The organism is Streptomyces sp. NPDC057287, from assembly GCF_042667905.1.
In the GTDB taxonomy this organism is placed as follows: Bacteria; Actinomycetota; Actinomycetes; order Streptomycetales; family Streptomycetaceae; genus Streptomyces.
The window spans coordinates 502,296-517,027 of record NZ_JBHUYV010000001.1; the positions used below are offsets into that span (position 1 = coordinate 502,296).

The window sequence follows — 14,732 nt, forward strand, 5'->3', positions numbered from 1 at the left end:
GGTTTGCTTAAGGGGGGCATCGGCACCGGTTAAAGGTGCGGCCCGTTTCCCGGGGTCCCGCGGAACTCCGCGCTCCGCGCCTTCGGCCCCCGCGCTCCCCGCCTTCCGCTCCGCCGGCCCACCCGGTGCCCCCGGCGCGCACGCTCGGCCGGGCCGCCGTCGAGCCCTATCCAGATGCGCACCTCCGTGCCGCCGAGCACCGAACGCCCGATCCGCAGGTCACCACCGGTGGATTCGGCGACCCTGCGGACGATGTCGAGTCCGAGGCCGGTCGACCCCACCGCACCCGTCACGCCCCGCCGTCCGCTGGCGCCCCGGGCCAGGGCGGATTCCGGATCGGGTATCCCCGGTCCGGCGTCCGAGACCAGCACGAGTACGGCGTCGCCGCTGTGGTGCACGTCGACGGCGAAGGCGGTGCCCTCCGGGGTGTGCCGGAAGACGTTGCCGAGCAACGCGTCCAGGGCGGCCGCCAGTTCGGGCCGGGCGACCGGGATGCGTACGGTGCGGTCCACACCGGCCAGGCGCACCGTGCGCCCCTCGTCCTCGGCCAGCGCCGACCAGAACACCATGCGTTCCCTGACGACCTCGGAGACGTCGCACCCGGCGCCGGCGCCGGGCGGCCCGCCCTGGGTCTGCGGGCGCTGTTCCCGCGCCGTACGGATGATCGTGTCGACCTCGCGCTCCAGTTGTTCGACGGCGGCCCTGGTCTGCTCGGCGGCGGGGCCCTCGCCCAGGGAGGCGGCGTTGAGACGGAGCACGGTCAGCGGGGTGCGGAGCCGGTGCGAGAGGTCGGCGGCGAGTTCCCGTTCGTTGGCCAGGAGCTGGACGACCTGGTCGGCCATGGAGTTGAACGCGACGGCCGCGGAGCGGAGTTCGGTGGGGCCCTCCTCCGGCACCCTGGTCCCCAGCCGGCCCTCCCCCAGGTCCTGGGCGGCGCCCGCGAGCCGCTGGGCCGGCTCCACCATCCGCACGCCGAGCCGGTCGGCCACGGCCACGGAGCCGACGATCAGGGCGATGCCGACTCCGGCGAGGACCAGCCAGGCCGTGCCGACCCCGTTGGAGACCTCGCCCTCGGGCACGAACACCTCGATGACGGCGATGCCCCCCGATCCGAGCGCGGTGGGCTGGAGGAGGGTGGAACCGCCGGGCACCTCGGCGATGGAGGCGCGTCCGGACTTCCGTACGGTCTCGACGTCCTCGCGGGTGGCGCGCCGGGTGCCGATCTCCAGGCGGGAGCCGCCCGGTTCGGTGGCGGGGACGTGCACCGCGAGGCGTCCCCGGCCGCCGGGCTCGGTGGACAGGGCGGCCTTGGTGAGCTCGGCGGGGTCGGTGGTGATGGTGAGCGTGGGGCCGATGGTGGCGGCCTGCCGCTCGGCGTCGGAGAACGCGCGGTCGCGTGCCATCTCCTTGATGACGAGTCCGAGCGGTACGGCGAACGCGATCACGACCATCGCGGTGACGGCCAGGCAGACCTTGACCAGGGCCCATCTCATGCGGGCCGGCCCGGTGCCGCCGCCGGCGGTTCGAGCTTGACGCCGACTCCGCGCAAGGTGTGCAGGTAGCGCGGCCGGGCGGCCGTCTCGCCCAGTTTGCGCCGCAGCCATGAGAGGTGGACGTCGATGGTCTGGTCGTCCCCGTAGGACTGCTGCCAGACCTCGGCCAGCAGCTCACGACGCGGGACGACGACGCCGGGGCGGCCGGCGAGGAAGGCCAGCAGGTCGAATTCGCGGCGGGTCAGGTCGAGGGCCGTGCCGTCCAGTTCCGCCTGGCGTCGCAGCGGGTCGATGGAGAGGCCGCCGACCTGGAGGACGCGCGGGGGCGGCGCCTGGGCACCGGCTCCGCGGGTGCGCCGCAGCACGGCCGCGATGCGGGCGGAGAGGTGCTCCACCGAGAACGGTTTGGTCAGGTAGTCGTCGGCACCGTCGTTGAGCAGCCTGACGATCTCGGCCTCGTCGTCCCGCGCGGTCGCGATGATCACGGGTACGTCGGTGATGGAGCGCAGCATCTTCAGCGCCTCGGCGCCGTCGAGGTCGGGCAGCCCGAGGTCGAGGACGACGACGTCGAAGCGGAAGTGCGCGACCTCGCGCAGCGCTTCGAGCGCGGTGCCGACGCTCCGCACCGTGTGCGAGGCCTCGGTCAGGTGCCGGATGAGGGCGGAACGTACGAACTGGTCGTCCTCGACCACGAGCACACTAGGCATGCGCCGCACCGTAGCCCATCCGGAGTAACGGGGTCCCCTCCAGGACAGGGCCGGTGCGGGTGGTGCAGGATGTGCCCGATGCAACGAGGACTCGTACACGCGATCGCGTGGTCGCTCGCCACGGGTGCCGCGGTCACCCTGTCGTGGTGGGGCGTGCACACCGTCATGTCGGGGACGGCGTACGACCCTCCGCGTGCCGTCCCGATCTCGGTGGGGGCGCGGGGCGCGCAGGCGACGGACGAGCCGGTGTCGTCCTCCACGCACCGCGCGCTGCCCTCACCCTCGCCGAGCGCCACCGCCTCCCGTGCCACGCCCCCGGCCTCCCCCCGGCCCTCCCGGACGCCGTCCTCCCGCCCGCCGGCCACGAGCCCTCGCCCCGCGGAGCCCACGAAGCCCGCGGGGGAGGTGAAGAGCTACCCGACGCGCGGCGGCAGGGTCGTCCTGGAGCTGGCGGACCACGCGGCGAAGCTGGTCTCGGCGACACCGGAGCCGAACTGGTCGATGCAGGTGTGGACGGAGCCGGAGTGGATCCGGGTGGACTTCAGCGACGGGGCCGGTGCGACGGTCTCGGTGTTCTGCACCTGGAACGGCCATCCGCCGGTCGTGGAGACCGTCGACCAGTAGACCGCGACCGGTGGACCCCGGCCGGTGGAGCGGCTACGAGAAGGCGCCGGGCGGCGGGGCCGGGGACGGGCCGGCGTCCGCGTCGGTGACGACGGCGGCGCCACCGGTGAAGTCGGCGAGCGCACGGCCGTGTTCGACGCGGCCGGGGTGCGGGTCGCTCGCGACCCGCCGGGTCAGTTCGGCGACCGCGACCGGCAGGTCGGAGGCGACCAGGATCGCGTTGCCGAAGCGGCGGCCGCGCCAGACGGTCGGATCGGCGGCCAGGGCCAGCTCGGGGAAGAGCGAGGCGGCCGTGGCGATCTGTCCGCGCAGGTGCGCGAGCGGCGGACCGTCGGCGAGGTTGGCGGCGTACTGGCCACCGGGCCTCAGCACCCGGCGCACCTCGGCGAGGAATTCGGCGGAGGTGAGGTGCGCGGGGGTGCGGGCACCGCTGAAGACGTCGGCGATGACGAGGTCCGCCCAGCCGTCCTGGACCTTGCCGAGCCCTGCACGGGCGTCCGCCGAGCGCACCCGTATCCGGGCCTGCGGATCCAGGGGCAGTTCCCTGCGGACGAGTTGGACGAGCGGCGCGTCGATCTCCACGATCTGCTGGGTGGAGCGGGGGCGGCTCGCCGCGATGTACCGGGCCAGTGTGAAGGCCCCGCCGCCGAGGTGGACCGCCTGGAGGGGCCTGCCCGGAGGAGCGGCGAGATCGATGACGTGGCCGAGCCTGCGCTGGTACTCGAACGAGAGGTACGAGGGATCGTCGAGGTCGACGTGGGACTGCGGTGCGCCGTCCAGCAGCAGGGTCCAGGCGCGCGGGCGTTCACGGTCGGGCACCAGCTCCGCGACCCCGCCGTCGACCGTCTCCGAGAGGGGCTCCTGCCGGCGCTCGGACCGCTTCTTGTCGCTCGCGCCCCGGGTCGCTCCTCGACGTGCCACGCGCTGGTCCTCACTCACCGGTTCGGGCCGGCCACCTGCGAGAACCGGCGACGGCGGCAACTCCGCCCACCCGGCCATTATGGACTCAGCGGCAGTTGTCGGCCGCCTCGATGAGCCGGGCCGCCTGGTCGAGGGCCGCCCGGAGGACGGCCGGGTCGGTGACCGGGTTCTCCGCGGCGGGCGGCAGGAGCCAGCCTCCTCCGATGGCGGGCGGCTCGGCGGGGAGGCGGAGCCCACGGCCGTCCGTCCGCGTACAGGCGCTGCCGGGCACGTCCCACGCCTCCGCCGTGCCGGGCGGCACCAGGAAGCCGAGGACGGCGCAGGCCCCGTCGTGCAGGACCGGGCCGACGGGGTCGTTGTCCGATCCCCTGCGCAGGATGTCCACGGCCTCCAGGCCCTGACGCGCCGGGACGGTCACCAGATCGCACGGTGTGGTTTCCGGACCCATGTGAGGCAAGGGAACCCCTCCTCTCGTCTCGACGAGACAGGACCACGCCCGTCTTCGCATGGACCAACGCGCCGACGGCGTCAAGGGCTACGGCGGCACGCCGCCGCAAAGGGTGGCAGTTCATGGCGGATCACGGGCGAGATGTCTGGTTTATAGGTAAACGCTGCGTGTGCGTCCTGTCACAGCAGGTACGTTCTTGCTCCGCCGGGACACCGGAAGCAGGAGCCCGGCTGCACCAGAGAGGGCCCCGCCATGGTGTCGACACGGGCAGTTCCCAACCTCGCCTTCCGGCGGCTGCGCGGACAGCGCTCCGCCGGAGAGTTCGCGGCCGCGGTCCGCAGGGCCGCCCGCGAGATCGGTGAACAGGTCGCGTGCGACGCCCGGTACGTCGGGCGCGTGGAGTCCGGCGAGATCCGTTGTCCCAACTACGCGTACGAACGGGTGTTCCTGCACATGTTCCCCGGGGCGAGCCTCGAGGACCTGGGCTTCTCGGCCCGCGAGAGCGTGCGCGGCCGGGGGGCCCGCACCGCACCCGGCCCCCCTCCCCACACACCCCCCGCGCTCGACAGCGACATCCACGAGGAGAGCGACGTGCTGCGTCGCGTGTTCATGACCAGCGGCACCACCACGGTGGCAGCCGCGTCCCTGGGCCTGGCCGGCCGGCCGGCCGCCGCGGGCCCCCTCGGCGTCCCCCCGCAACGCCGCGTCGGCGAGGCCGAGGTGAGCGCCGTGGAGAAGGCGGTGCGCCAGATCCGGCTGCTCGACGACCGGCACGGCGCGGACGGCCTCTACCGGCGGGCCTCCCAGCCTCTCCGGGCGGCGTACGCCCTGCTCGACGCCGGGACCACGACCCGGCGCAGCACGGCCGACCGGCTGCACGCCGGCGCCGGTGAGCTGGCGATCTCGGTCGGCTGGCTGGCCCACGACTCGGGGCGCTTCGACGACGCGCGCTCCCACTACGCGGAGGCGCTGGCGACGGCGCGGCTGGCCGGGGACGCCGCGCTGGAGGCACACGCGTTCTGCAACGCGTCCTTCCTCGCGCGCGACACGGGACGGGCCCGCGAGGCGGTCCGTGCCGCCGAGGCCGGCCAGCGGGCGGCCCGCCCGCTCGGCTCACCGCGGCTGCTGGCCCTGCTGGCGCTCCGGGAGGCGGGGGCCAGGGCGTGGCTAGGCGACCGTACGGGGTGCGAGCAGGCGATCGTGCGGGCGCACACGGCCTTCGGACGCGGACCGAGCGAGGCGGACCCGGAGTGGATGAGCTTCTTCCGGGAGGCGGAGCTGGAGCTGCTGGAGGCGCAGTGCTGGTCTGCGCTGGGTGACTGGCCGCGGGCGGCGCGGCACGGCCGGCGGGCGACCCGGCTCCAGGATCCGCACTTCACCCGCAATCTGGCGCTGTACCGCGCGCAGCTCGCCGGCGACCTGGCGCGGGCGGGCACGGCCGACGAGGCGTCCGCGGCGGGCCACGAGGTGCTGGACCTGCTGGACCGGGTGCAGTCCTCGCGGATCCGGGGCATGTTGTCGAGCGCCGTCCGGGTGCTCCGGCCGCAGGGCGGTCCGGAGGTGGCCGCGCTGCTGGCCCGCTACGAGGAACTCCCGCCCGTCACCTGACGGGCCCGGCCGGCTCCTCCGCTCCCGCCCGTGCCCGCGGAGGCGGCCCCGGACCGTGCCCGCAGGATCAGCCCCGGCCGCTCCGGACCGGGGCTCCGCGGCTGTCCCGTCATCCCTGGCGGGACAGCCTCAGCGGTCCGGATCCATGGCGGACGGCCCTCAGCGGTCCAGGTGGCCCGTGTCGTTCCACCGTTCCAGCGCCGGCATGCCGTACGCCCAGCCCAGCACCGACAGCGAGGTCGGCTCCAGGCGGATCCGCGCCGCGAAGGAGACGTCCTCGCCCAGCCACCGCGCGCCGATCGCCCGCAGGATGTGCCCGTGGGCGAAGACCAGCACGTCACGCTCGGCCGACCGCGCCCACGCGACGACCTCGTCCGCCCGGGCCGTCAGCTCCGCCAGGGTCTCGCCCCCGGGGACCCCGTCCCGCCAGATGAGCCAGTCGGGCCGGTCCGCCTTGATCTGCGCGGGGGTCAGGCCCTCGTAGTCCCCGTAGTCCCACTCCATCAGCGCGTCCCACGGCTGGGCCCGGTCGCCGAAGCCGGCGATCGCGCAGGTCTCGGCGGCCCGGACGAGCGGGCTGGTCCGCACCTCCACGCCGGGCAGGCCGCCCCAGGGCTGCCTGTGCAGCCGCTCGCCGAGGAGCTTGGCGCCCTCGCGGCCGGTGTCGAGGAGGGGGATGTCGGTCCTGCCGGTGTGATTGCCCTGGACCGACCACTGTGTCTGGCCGTGCCGGGCGAGCAGGATTCGCGGTGCCATGACGGCTCTCCCTGAAAATACTGAGATCCGAAGATCCGGGGACCCTAGGATCTGGTGGGTCCGGGACAGCGGTGTCCGGGACGGCGACGGGGTGGCGGACGCGGGCGGCCGGCTGGGGACCGGTGCGGGCGGAGACCCCGGTCCCATCATCCCGCACAGGGTCCACGGGCAACCCGCGGGGCGACGCCCGCGTCCCTTCCAGCGCATGACCGGGGCCGGTCCGCCAGGGACGTGGACCCGAGGGAAATCAGGGCATACGACCGCCGTACGGTTGAACGCCCGCCGTCGACCGCATGAACATGGGGAGAGCTACCGGATGCCGCACACCATCGCCGTGACACCGCCCCCGGGTCACAGGCCCCGCTGGTGGACGGAGCTGCCGCTGATCGCGGTGGTGTACGGGCTCTACTCGATGGGCCGGCTGCTGGTCCGGGAGGACATACCCGCGGCCGTGGAGCACGGCCTCGCGATACTCCGCCTGGAGAAGGCGCTGCACCTCAACGCCGAGCACCCGCTCAACCGGCTGCTGACCGACCACCCCTCGCTCGGGATACCGGCCGACTTCGCGTACGCGTCGCTGCACTACCTGGTCACCCCGGCGATCCTGGTCTGGATCCTCCGGCGCCGTACCGCCGCCTACCGGGCGGCCCGTACCTGGCTGATGACCTCCACCTTCCTCGGGCTGATCGGCTTCACGCTGATGCCGACCTGTCCGCCCCGGCTCCTCGACGCCCACCACGGTTTCGTCGACACGATGGCGCAGTACAGCTCGTACGGCTGGTGGGGCGCCGGCGCGAGCGCCCCGCGCGGACTCAGCGGGATGACCAACCAGTACGCGGCGATGCCGAGTCTGCACGTGGGCTGGGCCGTGTGGTGCGGCGTCCTGCTGTGGCGCCACGGTCGCCACCCGCTCGTCCGGGCCGCGGGCGTCGCCTATCCGCTGGTGACCGTGCTCGTGGTCATGGGCACGGCGAATCACTATTTCCTCGACGCCGTGGCCGGTGCCGCCGTGATGGCCGTCGGCGCCCTGCTGACCAGGCCGATCATGCGGATCGCGGACCGGGTCAAGGACCGGGTCCGGGCGATGTTCGCACAGGCGCCCGCATCGCTCACCCCCGCGGACTCCACGATTGTCAGTGACGGATGCAAGACTTCCGCGGGTGAGCGAATACCCGGCCGGCGGACCGCCTCCGCAGATTCCAGCGACGCGCGCCCCCGGTCCGCGGCCGAAGCCGACGACGACGCTCCGGCAGCGGCTCGCTGAGCTGCGCGGCCCGTCCGTCGCACCGCATCCGCTCGACGCACGCGCGCTGGCCGCGCTCGCCGCGAACCCGGGATGCAAGCGGCGCGCCCTGCTCGACGGCGCGGGCGTCGACAAGGCCGTGCTGGCCACCGCTCTGGGCTCCCCCGCGGCGTTCGGCCAGTCCCAGTTCGCGTTCGTGCGGGGCAACGCCTTCGAGGCGAAGGTCAAGGCCGACGGCGGTACGGAGCTGCTGCGCCTCCTGTTCGAACAGCTCGGCGGCGGTGCCGAAGCACCGGCCGAGGCCACGGTCCCCGATCTGACGGCCGCCGGCCCCGAGGGCCGCGCCGCGCGTACGGCGCTGGCGCTGCGCGAGGCCACGGCGGCGGGCGGCTGGGCGCTGCTCGACCATCCGATGCTGGCCCTGGAGGTCGCGGGATCGCCCGCCTACCTGGAGCCGGACGCCGTGGTGGTGCACCCCGACGGCACCTGGACGGTCGTCGAGATCAAGTCCTTCCCCATGATCGACAGCTCCGCGGACGCCGCGAAGGTCGGTGCGGCGGCCCGGCAGTCCGCCGTCTACGTCCTGGCGCTGGAGCGGATCGCCTCGGTGACCGAGGGGGCCGAGGTCGGGCACCGGGTCCTGCTGGTCTGCCCGAAGGACTTCTCCAACCTGCCGACCGCCTCGGTCGTGGACGTCCGCAAGCAGCGCGCCGTCACCAGCCGCCAGCTGACCAGGCTGACCCGCGTCGAGGACATCGCTGCGGCCCTGCCCGAGGGCGCCACCTTCGACCCGGGCCGCTCTCCCGAGGAGCTCGGCAGCGCCGTCGAAGCGGTGCCCGCCGCGTACGCCCCCGAGTGCCTGGCCGCGTGCGAGCTGGCCTTCCACTGCCGGGCGAAGGCCCGCGCGGAGGGTGCGGTGGAGTCGCTGGGCCGGAGCGTGCGGGGCGAGCTCGGGGGCCTGACGACGGTCGCCGGGGTCCTCGCCGCCGCGGCCGGCAAGGAGGGCGACCCGGCGGACCCGACGGTGGCGGCCCTGCGCAGGGCCGCCGCCCTGCGGGCCGAGGCCCTGGCCGGCGTGGACGGCGGCGTTCCATGTCACTGATCAGCACCCTCGCCCGGCTCGAGGCGGTCGACAGCGGGCGGGCCCAGCCGCTGGCCACCGTGCGCCACCGCCACCTGACCTCACGCCCGCTCGTGCTGGTGCCGCTGACGACCGCCGGCGAGGCGGGCGCCCCGCTCGGCGCGCTCGTGGGCACGGACCGCGCGGCGCCCCGGCTGCTGGCGGTTGCCCAGCCGCGCGACCGCGACCTGCGGTTCGCGTTCCTCGCCGAGCTGGCCGAGGCGGTGCTGCCGCACATCGAGGAGTACGCCGACGTCGTCGAGCCCGCCGAGCGCAGCGAGATCGATCCCGCGACCGGCAAGAAGGTCAAGGTCGAGGTCGAGCTGTGCGCGGACGCGGCCCAGCTGATCGTGCCCAGCAGGGCCGGCATCGACTTCGTACGGCTGCTCGGGCGGTCCATGCGCTTCCGGCGTACGGCCGAGGACGACCCTGACACCCCCTACCCGGCTCCCGCCCGCGTGCCGCTGCTCGGCCGCTGGCTGACGCACTACGGGGAGCGGGCCAGGGTGCCCGGTTCCTCGCTGCTGCTGGCCGCGACCGATCTGCTGAACCGCCACTGGGCGACGGGGCAGAGCAGCCTGGAGGACCAGCACCTCGGGGCGCTGCTCGCCTGGGTCGACCCGCCGGACGGCGGGTCGGGTGCGGAGGCGGCGCTCCGGGCGGAGCTGGAGCGGGACCGCGCGGGTCAGCTGGTCTGCCCGCCCGCCGGACCGGCGACGGATCCGGCCTTCGACAACAGGCTGCTGGCGCCCGCGATCGAGCGGTACGACCGGGCACGCACCGCGCACGCCGCCGCGGAGGACGGCCTCGACGCCGACACCCGGCTCGGCGAGCTGACGAGTGCCGAGCGGGAGATCAGATCGCTGCTCGCGGGGGTGCTGCTGCCCACCTGGGACGCGGTGTGGCGGGGGCTCGACCTGCTGGGGGAGCTGCCCGGGGGTTCGCGCTCCGAGGACCGCTGGACGAGGGACCGGTGGTCGTTCACGGCGCACCGGGACCGGGTGCGGGCGGGCGAGCCCCCGCAGCCGCGCCGGGACGACGCGGTGACGGCGGCGCAGAAGCTGGCCTCGCGGGAGACGGCCCAGGCACAGCTGGACGCCCAGGAGGCGCTCGACGATCCGCTGGTGCTGGCTGGGCGCCGGCTGGCGGGCGAGGCGTTCGTCGCGGAGGTGACGGAGGTGGAGATGGCGTACAGCGAGTCGAAGCGGCCCTCCCCGCGCCCCCTGGTTACGGTGCGGACCGACGAGCGCCCGCACCTGGGCGAGCGGACCAAGGTCTACCGCTCGCTGGACGGCAAGCCCCAGACGGCGGAGTTCGTCCGGTACGCGGTGGCGGACTCCGAGGCCTCCACGGACGCCGAGGAGGTCGGCCCGGTGCACCTGGTCCTGCGGATCACGGACCGGATGGGCCGGAGCAAGGAGCCCGCCCCCGGTTCGGTGCCCGAGCCCGGCGACCGCATCGCCTGGACCCTCTTCGAGCACGACCAGCGCGGCGGTCCGAAGCTGCCCGACCCGGAGGACACCCCGTGGACCCACGGCGGCCCGCCGGGCGCGGGCGCCGGCGGCGGACCTGCCGAACGGCCCGACCCCGTGACCGCGGAGGACCTCCTGTGACATCCGTTCTCGACCCGGGTGCCGCGGCGGCCCGGGCCACCGACGCGATCCTCGCCGACACCCTGCGCGGTTCGGCGCGCGGCATCGTGGTGGACTCGCCGCCGGGCGCGGGGAAGTCGACGCTGGTGGTGCGGGCCGCCCTGGAGCTGGCCGCGGCGGGCCGCCCGCTGATGGTGGTGGCGCAGACCAACGCCCAGGTCGACGACCTGGTGGTGCGGCTGGCCGAGAAGGCTCCCGAGCTGCCGGTGGGCCGTCTGCACAGCAGCGACTCCGACCCGTACGACAAGGTCCTGGACGGCCTGGACAACGTACGGAAGTCGGCGAAGGCGGCGGATCTGGCAGGGCTGGACATCGTCATCTCCACGGCCGCGAAGTGGGGCCACGTGAAGAACGTGGAGCCGTGGGGGCACGCGATCGTCGACGAGGCGTACCAGATGCGGTCGGACGCCCTGCTGGCCGTGGCCGGGCTGTTCGAGCGGGCGCTGTTCGTCGGGGACCCGGGTCAGCTGGACCCCTTCTCGATCGTGGGCGCCGACCAGTGGGCGGGCCTCTCGTACGACCCTTCGGCGAGCGCCGTCTCGACCCTGCTCGCGCACAATCCGGAGCTGCCGCAGCACCGGCTGCCGGTGTCGTGGCGGCTGCCCGCGTCGGCGGCGCCGCTGGTCTCGGACGCCTTCTACCCGTACACCCCGTTCCGCAGCGGTACGGACCACGGCGACCGGCACCTGTCGTTCGGTGTGCCCTCGGACGGTTCGGGCCCTGACCGGGTGCTGGACGAGGCCGCGGAGTCCGGCTGGGGACTGCTGGAGCTGCCGGCCCGGCACACCCCGCGCACGGACCCGGAGGCGGTCCGGGCCGTGGCCCAGGTGGTCCGGAGGCTGCTGGACCGGGGCGGCGCGGCGACGAGCGAGCGGGCTTCCGGCCCTGTCCCGGTGACGGCGGAGCGGGTCGCGGTCGGCACGGCCCACCGCGACCAGGCCGCCGCGGTGCGGGCGGCTCTCGCGGAGCTGGGTGTGACGGGCGTGGCGGTGGACACGGCGAACCGCCTCCAGGGCCGCGAGTTCGACGTGACCGTGGTGCTGCACCCGTTGTCGGGCCGGCCGGACGCCACGGCGTTCCACCTGGAGACGGGACGGCTGTGCGTGCTGGCCTCACGGCACCGGCACGCGTGCGTCGTGGTGTGCCGCGCGGGCGTCGCCGACCTGCTGGACGAGCACCCGTCGACGGAGCCGGTCCAGCTGGGTGTGACGGTGAAGTTCCCCGACGGGTGGGAGGCGAACCACGCGGTGCTGGCCCACCTCGCCGAGCACCGCGTGCATTGGACGCCCTGATCCTGGGAAGCGCTCTTGCGCCGGGCTGGACAATGGAAGGTGGCCGTCCGGCCGTACGAGGGAGGAACACCACATGGCACAGCCCGAGCGGAACGAGCGGCAGAGGCTGCGTCCGGCACCGCTGCTCTTCGAGCCGTCGGAGGCGGCAGCGGATCCGGAGCACTTCTTCGACCTGGAGTCGATGGAGGACCCGAAGGAGCTGCTGGCCCGCGCGACGGAGCTGACGCTCGCCTTCCGGGCGGCGACCGACCGGGCCGTGGAGTTCCAGGCCGTGGCCGCCGCCCAGCTCGCGGACCCACGCCGGTTCGACCGGCTCACGGCCGCGGACATAGCCGCGCGGGCGGAGTGGACCGAGGACTACGCCAAGAAGATGATCGAGTTCGGCCGGTCCCTGCTGAACGACCCCGCGCCCTGACCTCAGGCGGGACGGAGGCCTCCGCCGCCGCTCCCGCGTCCGTCACTGCGGGTACACCTGTGGCATATGCCGTCGGGCAAGATACCCCGCCGGCCCACGCCTTGTCCGACTTTCGGCAACTCTGAGGGACAGCAGCGTAACTGCCGGTAGACATGACGTCATGAGCGCATGGCTGAACGACGAAACGACTCTGCGGGCCGATGCCGCCCCGCACCACGGCGTCGACATCTTCGCCCTGCTGCGGGACCGCGCCGACCACCGGGCCGACGACGGGGCCGCCCAGGTAACCGCGTCCGGAGCGGCCTGGCTGGCGGGCGCCTCGCCCTACCCGCGCAGCACGCTCTCGCAGTGGGAGACGCGGCCCACCTCCCCGGGGGTGCTGCCCTGCGGCTCCTCGTTCGACGTCGTGAACGTGCCCGCCCTGTTCGGCAGGCGCATGCTGGAGCGGCTCTGGGCGGAGGGCCCCGGGTCCGGCCCGGTCGCCACGCACCGGGGCAGGATGCTGCTGTTCGCCTCCCCGGGCACAGCCCAGCGCCTGCCGTCCCTGCTGGCCTGGGAGGAGTGGGGCACGGGCTCCGCCGACGGTGCGCGCGGGCACCAGGGCGCCCTGCCGCCGGTGCTCTGCCACGGCACGGGTGACGCGGTCACCGTCCCGCCACTGACCGGCGGGGCGGGCGCCGGCGGGCCCCGCTGGGTGGTCGCCCCGGACACCCGGAACCCCTGGCTGCCGGGCCCGGACGTACTGCTGTGGGCCTGCGTGAGAGTGGGCAGGTCGGCGGCCCCGTCGACCACCGGGAATTCGATTTTTCCTCCCGCCGATCCGGGTGCTAATGTCTACGACGTCACCAGGCGCCGTTAGCTCAGTTGGTTAGAGCAGCTGACTCTTAATCAGCGGGTCCGGGGTTCGAGTCCCTGACGGCGCACAGACGGAAGAAGCCCCTCGCGGAAGCGAGGGGCTTCTTCGTGTTCCCGCCCGGGACGTCAGGCGCCTGTGGTGACCCGGACGGTCCAGGCTCCCGACCGCGTCCGGTCGACGACGTCGATACGGATGCGTTCGCCCGGCACGGTGAAGCGCTCCCCCTCCCGGAGCGGGGCGTCCGCGAGGGGCGGGTAGACCGACCGGTCCCAGCAGGCGTCGGACTCGGGGTGGGTGTCCAGGACCTCGACCGGGCCGCCGCCGGACGGGGTCGCGTTGCGGATGCGGTAGACGAGCACGCCCTCGGTGCAGGTCGTCCGGTCGTTGCCCGTGGCGCTGCGGGCCTCGATGGCCAGCGCGCTGTCCGCACCGGTCCTGACGACCGCGAGCCGGGTCCCGATGGACGCGCCCGGCACGGGCACCTCCGCCATGGGCTCCAGGGTGAGGTCCGCTGCCCCCTGCACGCAGACGACCTCCTCGCCCTCCAGCCAGCCGAGCTTCCACTTGTGCCAGCCGAACAGGTCCGGGGACAGACCGAACTGGCTTCCCATCACGTCCCAGTCGCCGACGTAGGTGTCCCAGTCGCCCTTGCCGTCCTCCGGCCGGTGGTAGAGGTCCGCCAGGTCGAAGACGTGTCCGGTCTCGTGCGCGAGGACGTTCCGGTCCGGCGGGTGCTCCTCGAAGACGGTGACGACGCGCCTGATGTCCGTCCCGTCGGCGCGCACCGGCCGGTCGAAGTTGACGACCTTGGTGGCGTCGGAGTCGACTCCGGGCGCGTCGGGGTCGGCGACGAGGTAGACGATGTCGTACGCGGAGAAGTCGGTCTGCTCGTCGGCGGCCTCGATCGCGTCGCGCAGGTAGGCGCTGCGGCGCTCCGAGCCCCAGTCGCGCTGTATGCCGTACCAGGTGGACGGGTGCGGCATGTGGGTCCACTGCCGCTGCGGGTGGGCGCGCAGGGTGAACTTCCCGTACGAGGCACGCTGGAAGAAGCGGGTGGTCGAGGGGAAGTAGTCGGCGGCCAGCACCGCGGGGGACACGACGGGCTCGGAGTCGGTGAACGAGAGGAAGACCATGACCGCGTCGAGGCCCCGGCCGGGGCGCGGGTAGGCGTCGTTCCAGGTGTCGAGGCCGAGCGAGTGGTGCGCCCCCGTCCTGGGCAGGGCGCACGGTCCCGCGTCACGCGAGGCCGCCACGGCGGGGCCGGCCACGAGCCCGGTCGCGGCGAGCGCCAGGAGGGAGGTGAGAGCGGCCGCCGCACTGCGCAGACTCGGCCTCCCCACTCCCCCGGATCTGTGCTGACGCGGCACATCTACCTCCGGGTGGCGAATGCGGGACTTCCCCCTCACCCTGTGCCGGTTCGGCTGCGCACGCCCTGTTGTGCTGCCCCACACGGGTCAGCCGGGTCAGGACCGATCATCCGAGGCGCGATGATCAGCCTCACGGAAAGTCACATTCGCTCACCCGAAATCCCGAAAGCACCAGATCAGCTCAAAACTAATCATCTATGGTCAAAATGCATGAGGGAGCTCTCTGCCGG

General features: G+C 74.0%; 14 protein-coding genes and 1 tRNA gene. 9 read left to right on the forward strand and 6 right to left on the reverse strand.

Annotated elements, in window-relative coordinates:
- Positions 1 to 29 precede the first annotated feature (29 nt).
- Both ACFUNE_RS02150 and ACFUNE_RS02155 read right to left on the reverse strand, forming a co-directional pair.
- Complete coding sequence (locus ACFUNE_RS02150) at positions 30 to 1,493, reverse strand: sensor histidine kinase (RefSeq protein WP_383561245.1); 1,464 nt, start codon at positions 1,491 to 1,493, stop codon at positions 30 to 32.
- A complete protein-coding gene (locus ACFUNE_RS02155) occupies positions 1,490 to 2,200 on the reverse strand; it encodes a response regulator transcription factor (RefSeq protein WP_383561247.1) in 711 nt (236 codons plus the stop codon). Before ACFUNE_RS02155 ends, ACFUNE_RS02150 begins: the two co-directional genes overlap by 4 nt.
- A 78-nt stretch (positions 2,201 to 2,278) precedes the next feature.
- Here ACFUNE_RS02155 and ACFUNE_RS02160 point away from each other — a divergent pair, with 78 nt between their 5' ends.
- On the forward strand, positions 2,279 to 2,824 hold the full coding sequence (locus ACFUNE_RS02160) for a hypothetical protein (RefSeq protein WP_383561249.1): 546 nt from the start codon (positions 2,279 to 2,281) through the stop codon (positions 2,822 to 2,824).
- 33 nt (positions 2,825 to 2,857) lie between these two features.
- Here the strand turns inward: ACFUNE_RS02160 and ACFUNE_RS02165 are convergent, their stop codons facing one another.
- Together ACFUNE_RS02165 and ACFUNE_RS02170 are read right to left on the reverse strand one after the other, a co-directional pair.
- Entirely contained in the window at positions 2,858 to 3,745 is an 888-nt protein-coding gene (locus ACFUNE_RS02165; RefSeq protein ID WP_383561251.1) for a spermidine synthase, read from the reverse strand.
- An 85-nt stretch (positions 3,746 to 3,830) separates the two neighbouring features.
- Complete coding sequence (locus ACFUNE_RS02170; RefSeq protein WP_383561253.1) at positions 3,831 to 4,193, reverse strand: hypothetical protein; 363 nt, start codon at positions 4,191 to 4,193, stop codon at positions 3,831 to 3,833.
- Positions 4,194 to 4,445: 252 nt separating this feature from the next.
- Here ACFUNE_RS02170 and ACFUNE_RS02175 point away from each other — a divergent pair, with 252 nt between their 5' ends.
- Positions 4,446 to 5,801, forward strand: a complete 1,356-nt coding sequence (locus tag ACFUNE_RS02175; RefSeq protein ID WP_383561255.1) for a tetratricopeptide repeat protein — start codon at positions 4,446 to 4,448, stop codon at positions 5,799 to 5,801.
- A 159-nt stretch (positions 5,802 to 5,960) separates the two neighbouring features.
- Here the strand turns inward: ACFUNE_RS02175 and ACFUNE_RS02180 are convergent, their stop codons facing one another.
- Complete coding sequence (locus tag ACFUNE_RS02180) at positions 5,961 to 6,557, reverse strand: histidine phosphatase family protein (RefSeq protein ID WP_383561256.1); 597 nt, start codon at positions 6,555 to 6,557, stop codon at positions 5,961 to 5,963.
- A gap of 316 nt (positions 6,558 to 6,873) precedes the next feature.
- Between ACFUNE_RS02180 and ACFUNE_RS02185 the strand changes: the two genes are divergently transcribed.
- The 7 genes from ACFUNE_RS02185 to ACFUNE_RS02215 all read left to right on the forward strand — a co-directional run bounded on the left by ACFUNE_RS02185 (position 6,874) and on the right by ACFUNE_RS02215 (position 13,202).
- Complete coding sequence (locus tag ACFUNE_RS02185; RefSeq protein ID WP_383561259.1) at positions 6,874 to 7,821, forward strand: phosphatase PAP2 family protein; 948 nt, start codon at positions 6,874 to 6,876, stop codon at positions 7,819 to 7,821.
- Positions 7,718 to 8,902: a hypothetical protein gene (locus tag ACFUNE_RS02190; RefSeq protein WP_383561261.1), complete on the forward strand. Its 1,185-nt coding sequence runs from the start codon at positions 7,718 to 7,720 to the stop codon at positions 8,900 to 8,902. The genes ACFUNE_RS02185 and ACFUNE_RS02190 overlap by 104 nt, the downstream gene beginning before the upstream one ends.
- Positions 8,893 to 10,533 carry a hypothetical protein gene (locus ACFUNE_RS02195; protein ID WP_383561263.1) on the forward strand — a complete coding sequence of 547 codons (1,641 nt, stop codon included), beginning with the start codon at positions 8,893 to 8,895 and terminating at the stop codon, positions 10,531 to 10,533. The genes ACFUNE_RS02190 and ACFUNE_RS02195 overlap by 10 nt, the downstream gene beginning before the upstream one ends.
- Positions 10,530 to 11,864: an AAA domain-containing protein gene (locus ACFUNE_RS02200; RefSeq protein ID WP_383561265.1), complete on the forward strand. Its 1,335-nt coding sequence runs from the start codon at positions 10,530 to 10,532 to the stop codon at positions 11,862 to 11,864. Before ACFUNE_RS02195 ends, ACFUNE_RS02200 begins: the two co-directional genes overlap by 4 nt.
- A gap of 73 nt (positions 11,865 to 11,937) precedes the next feature.
- The gene (locus ACFUNE_RS02205) at positions 11,938 to 12,279 is read left to right on the forward strand and encodes a hypothetical protein (RefSeq protein ID WP_376367165.1); all 342 of its coding nucleotides are present in this window, start codon (positions 11,938 to 11,940) and stop codon (positions 12,277 to 12,279) included.
- Between the two features lie 160 nt (positions 12,280 to 12,439).
- A complete protein-coding gene (locus ACFUNE_RS02210; RefSeq protein ID WP_383561267.1) occupies positions 12,440 to 13,138 on the forward strand; it encodes a hypothetical protein in 699 nt (232 codons plus the stop codon).
- Positions 13,129 to 13,202, forward strand: a tRNA-Lys gene (locus ACFUNE_RS02215). The genes ACFUNE_RS02210 and ACFUNE_RS02215 overlap by 10 nt, the downstream gene beginning before the upstream one ends.
- A 58-nt stretch (positions 13,203 to 13,260) precedes the next feature.
- On the opposite strand, the gene ACFUNE_RS02220 is transcribed toward ACFUNE_RS02215, so the two are convergent.
- The gene (locus ACFUNE_RS02220) at positions 13,261 to 14,502 is read right to left on the reverse strand and encodes a M6 family metalloprotease domain-containing protein (protein WP_383561269.1); all 1,242 of its coding nucleotides are present in this window, start codon (positions 14,500 to 14,502) and stop codon (positions 13,261 to 13,263) included.
- Positions 14,503 to 14,732: the final 230 nt, after the last annotated feature.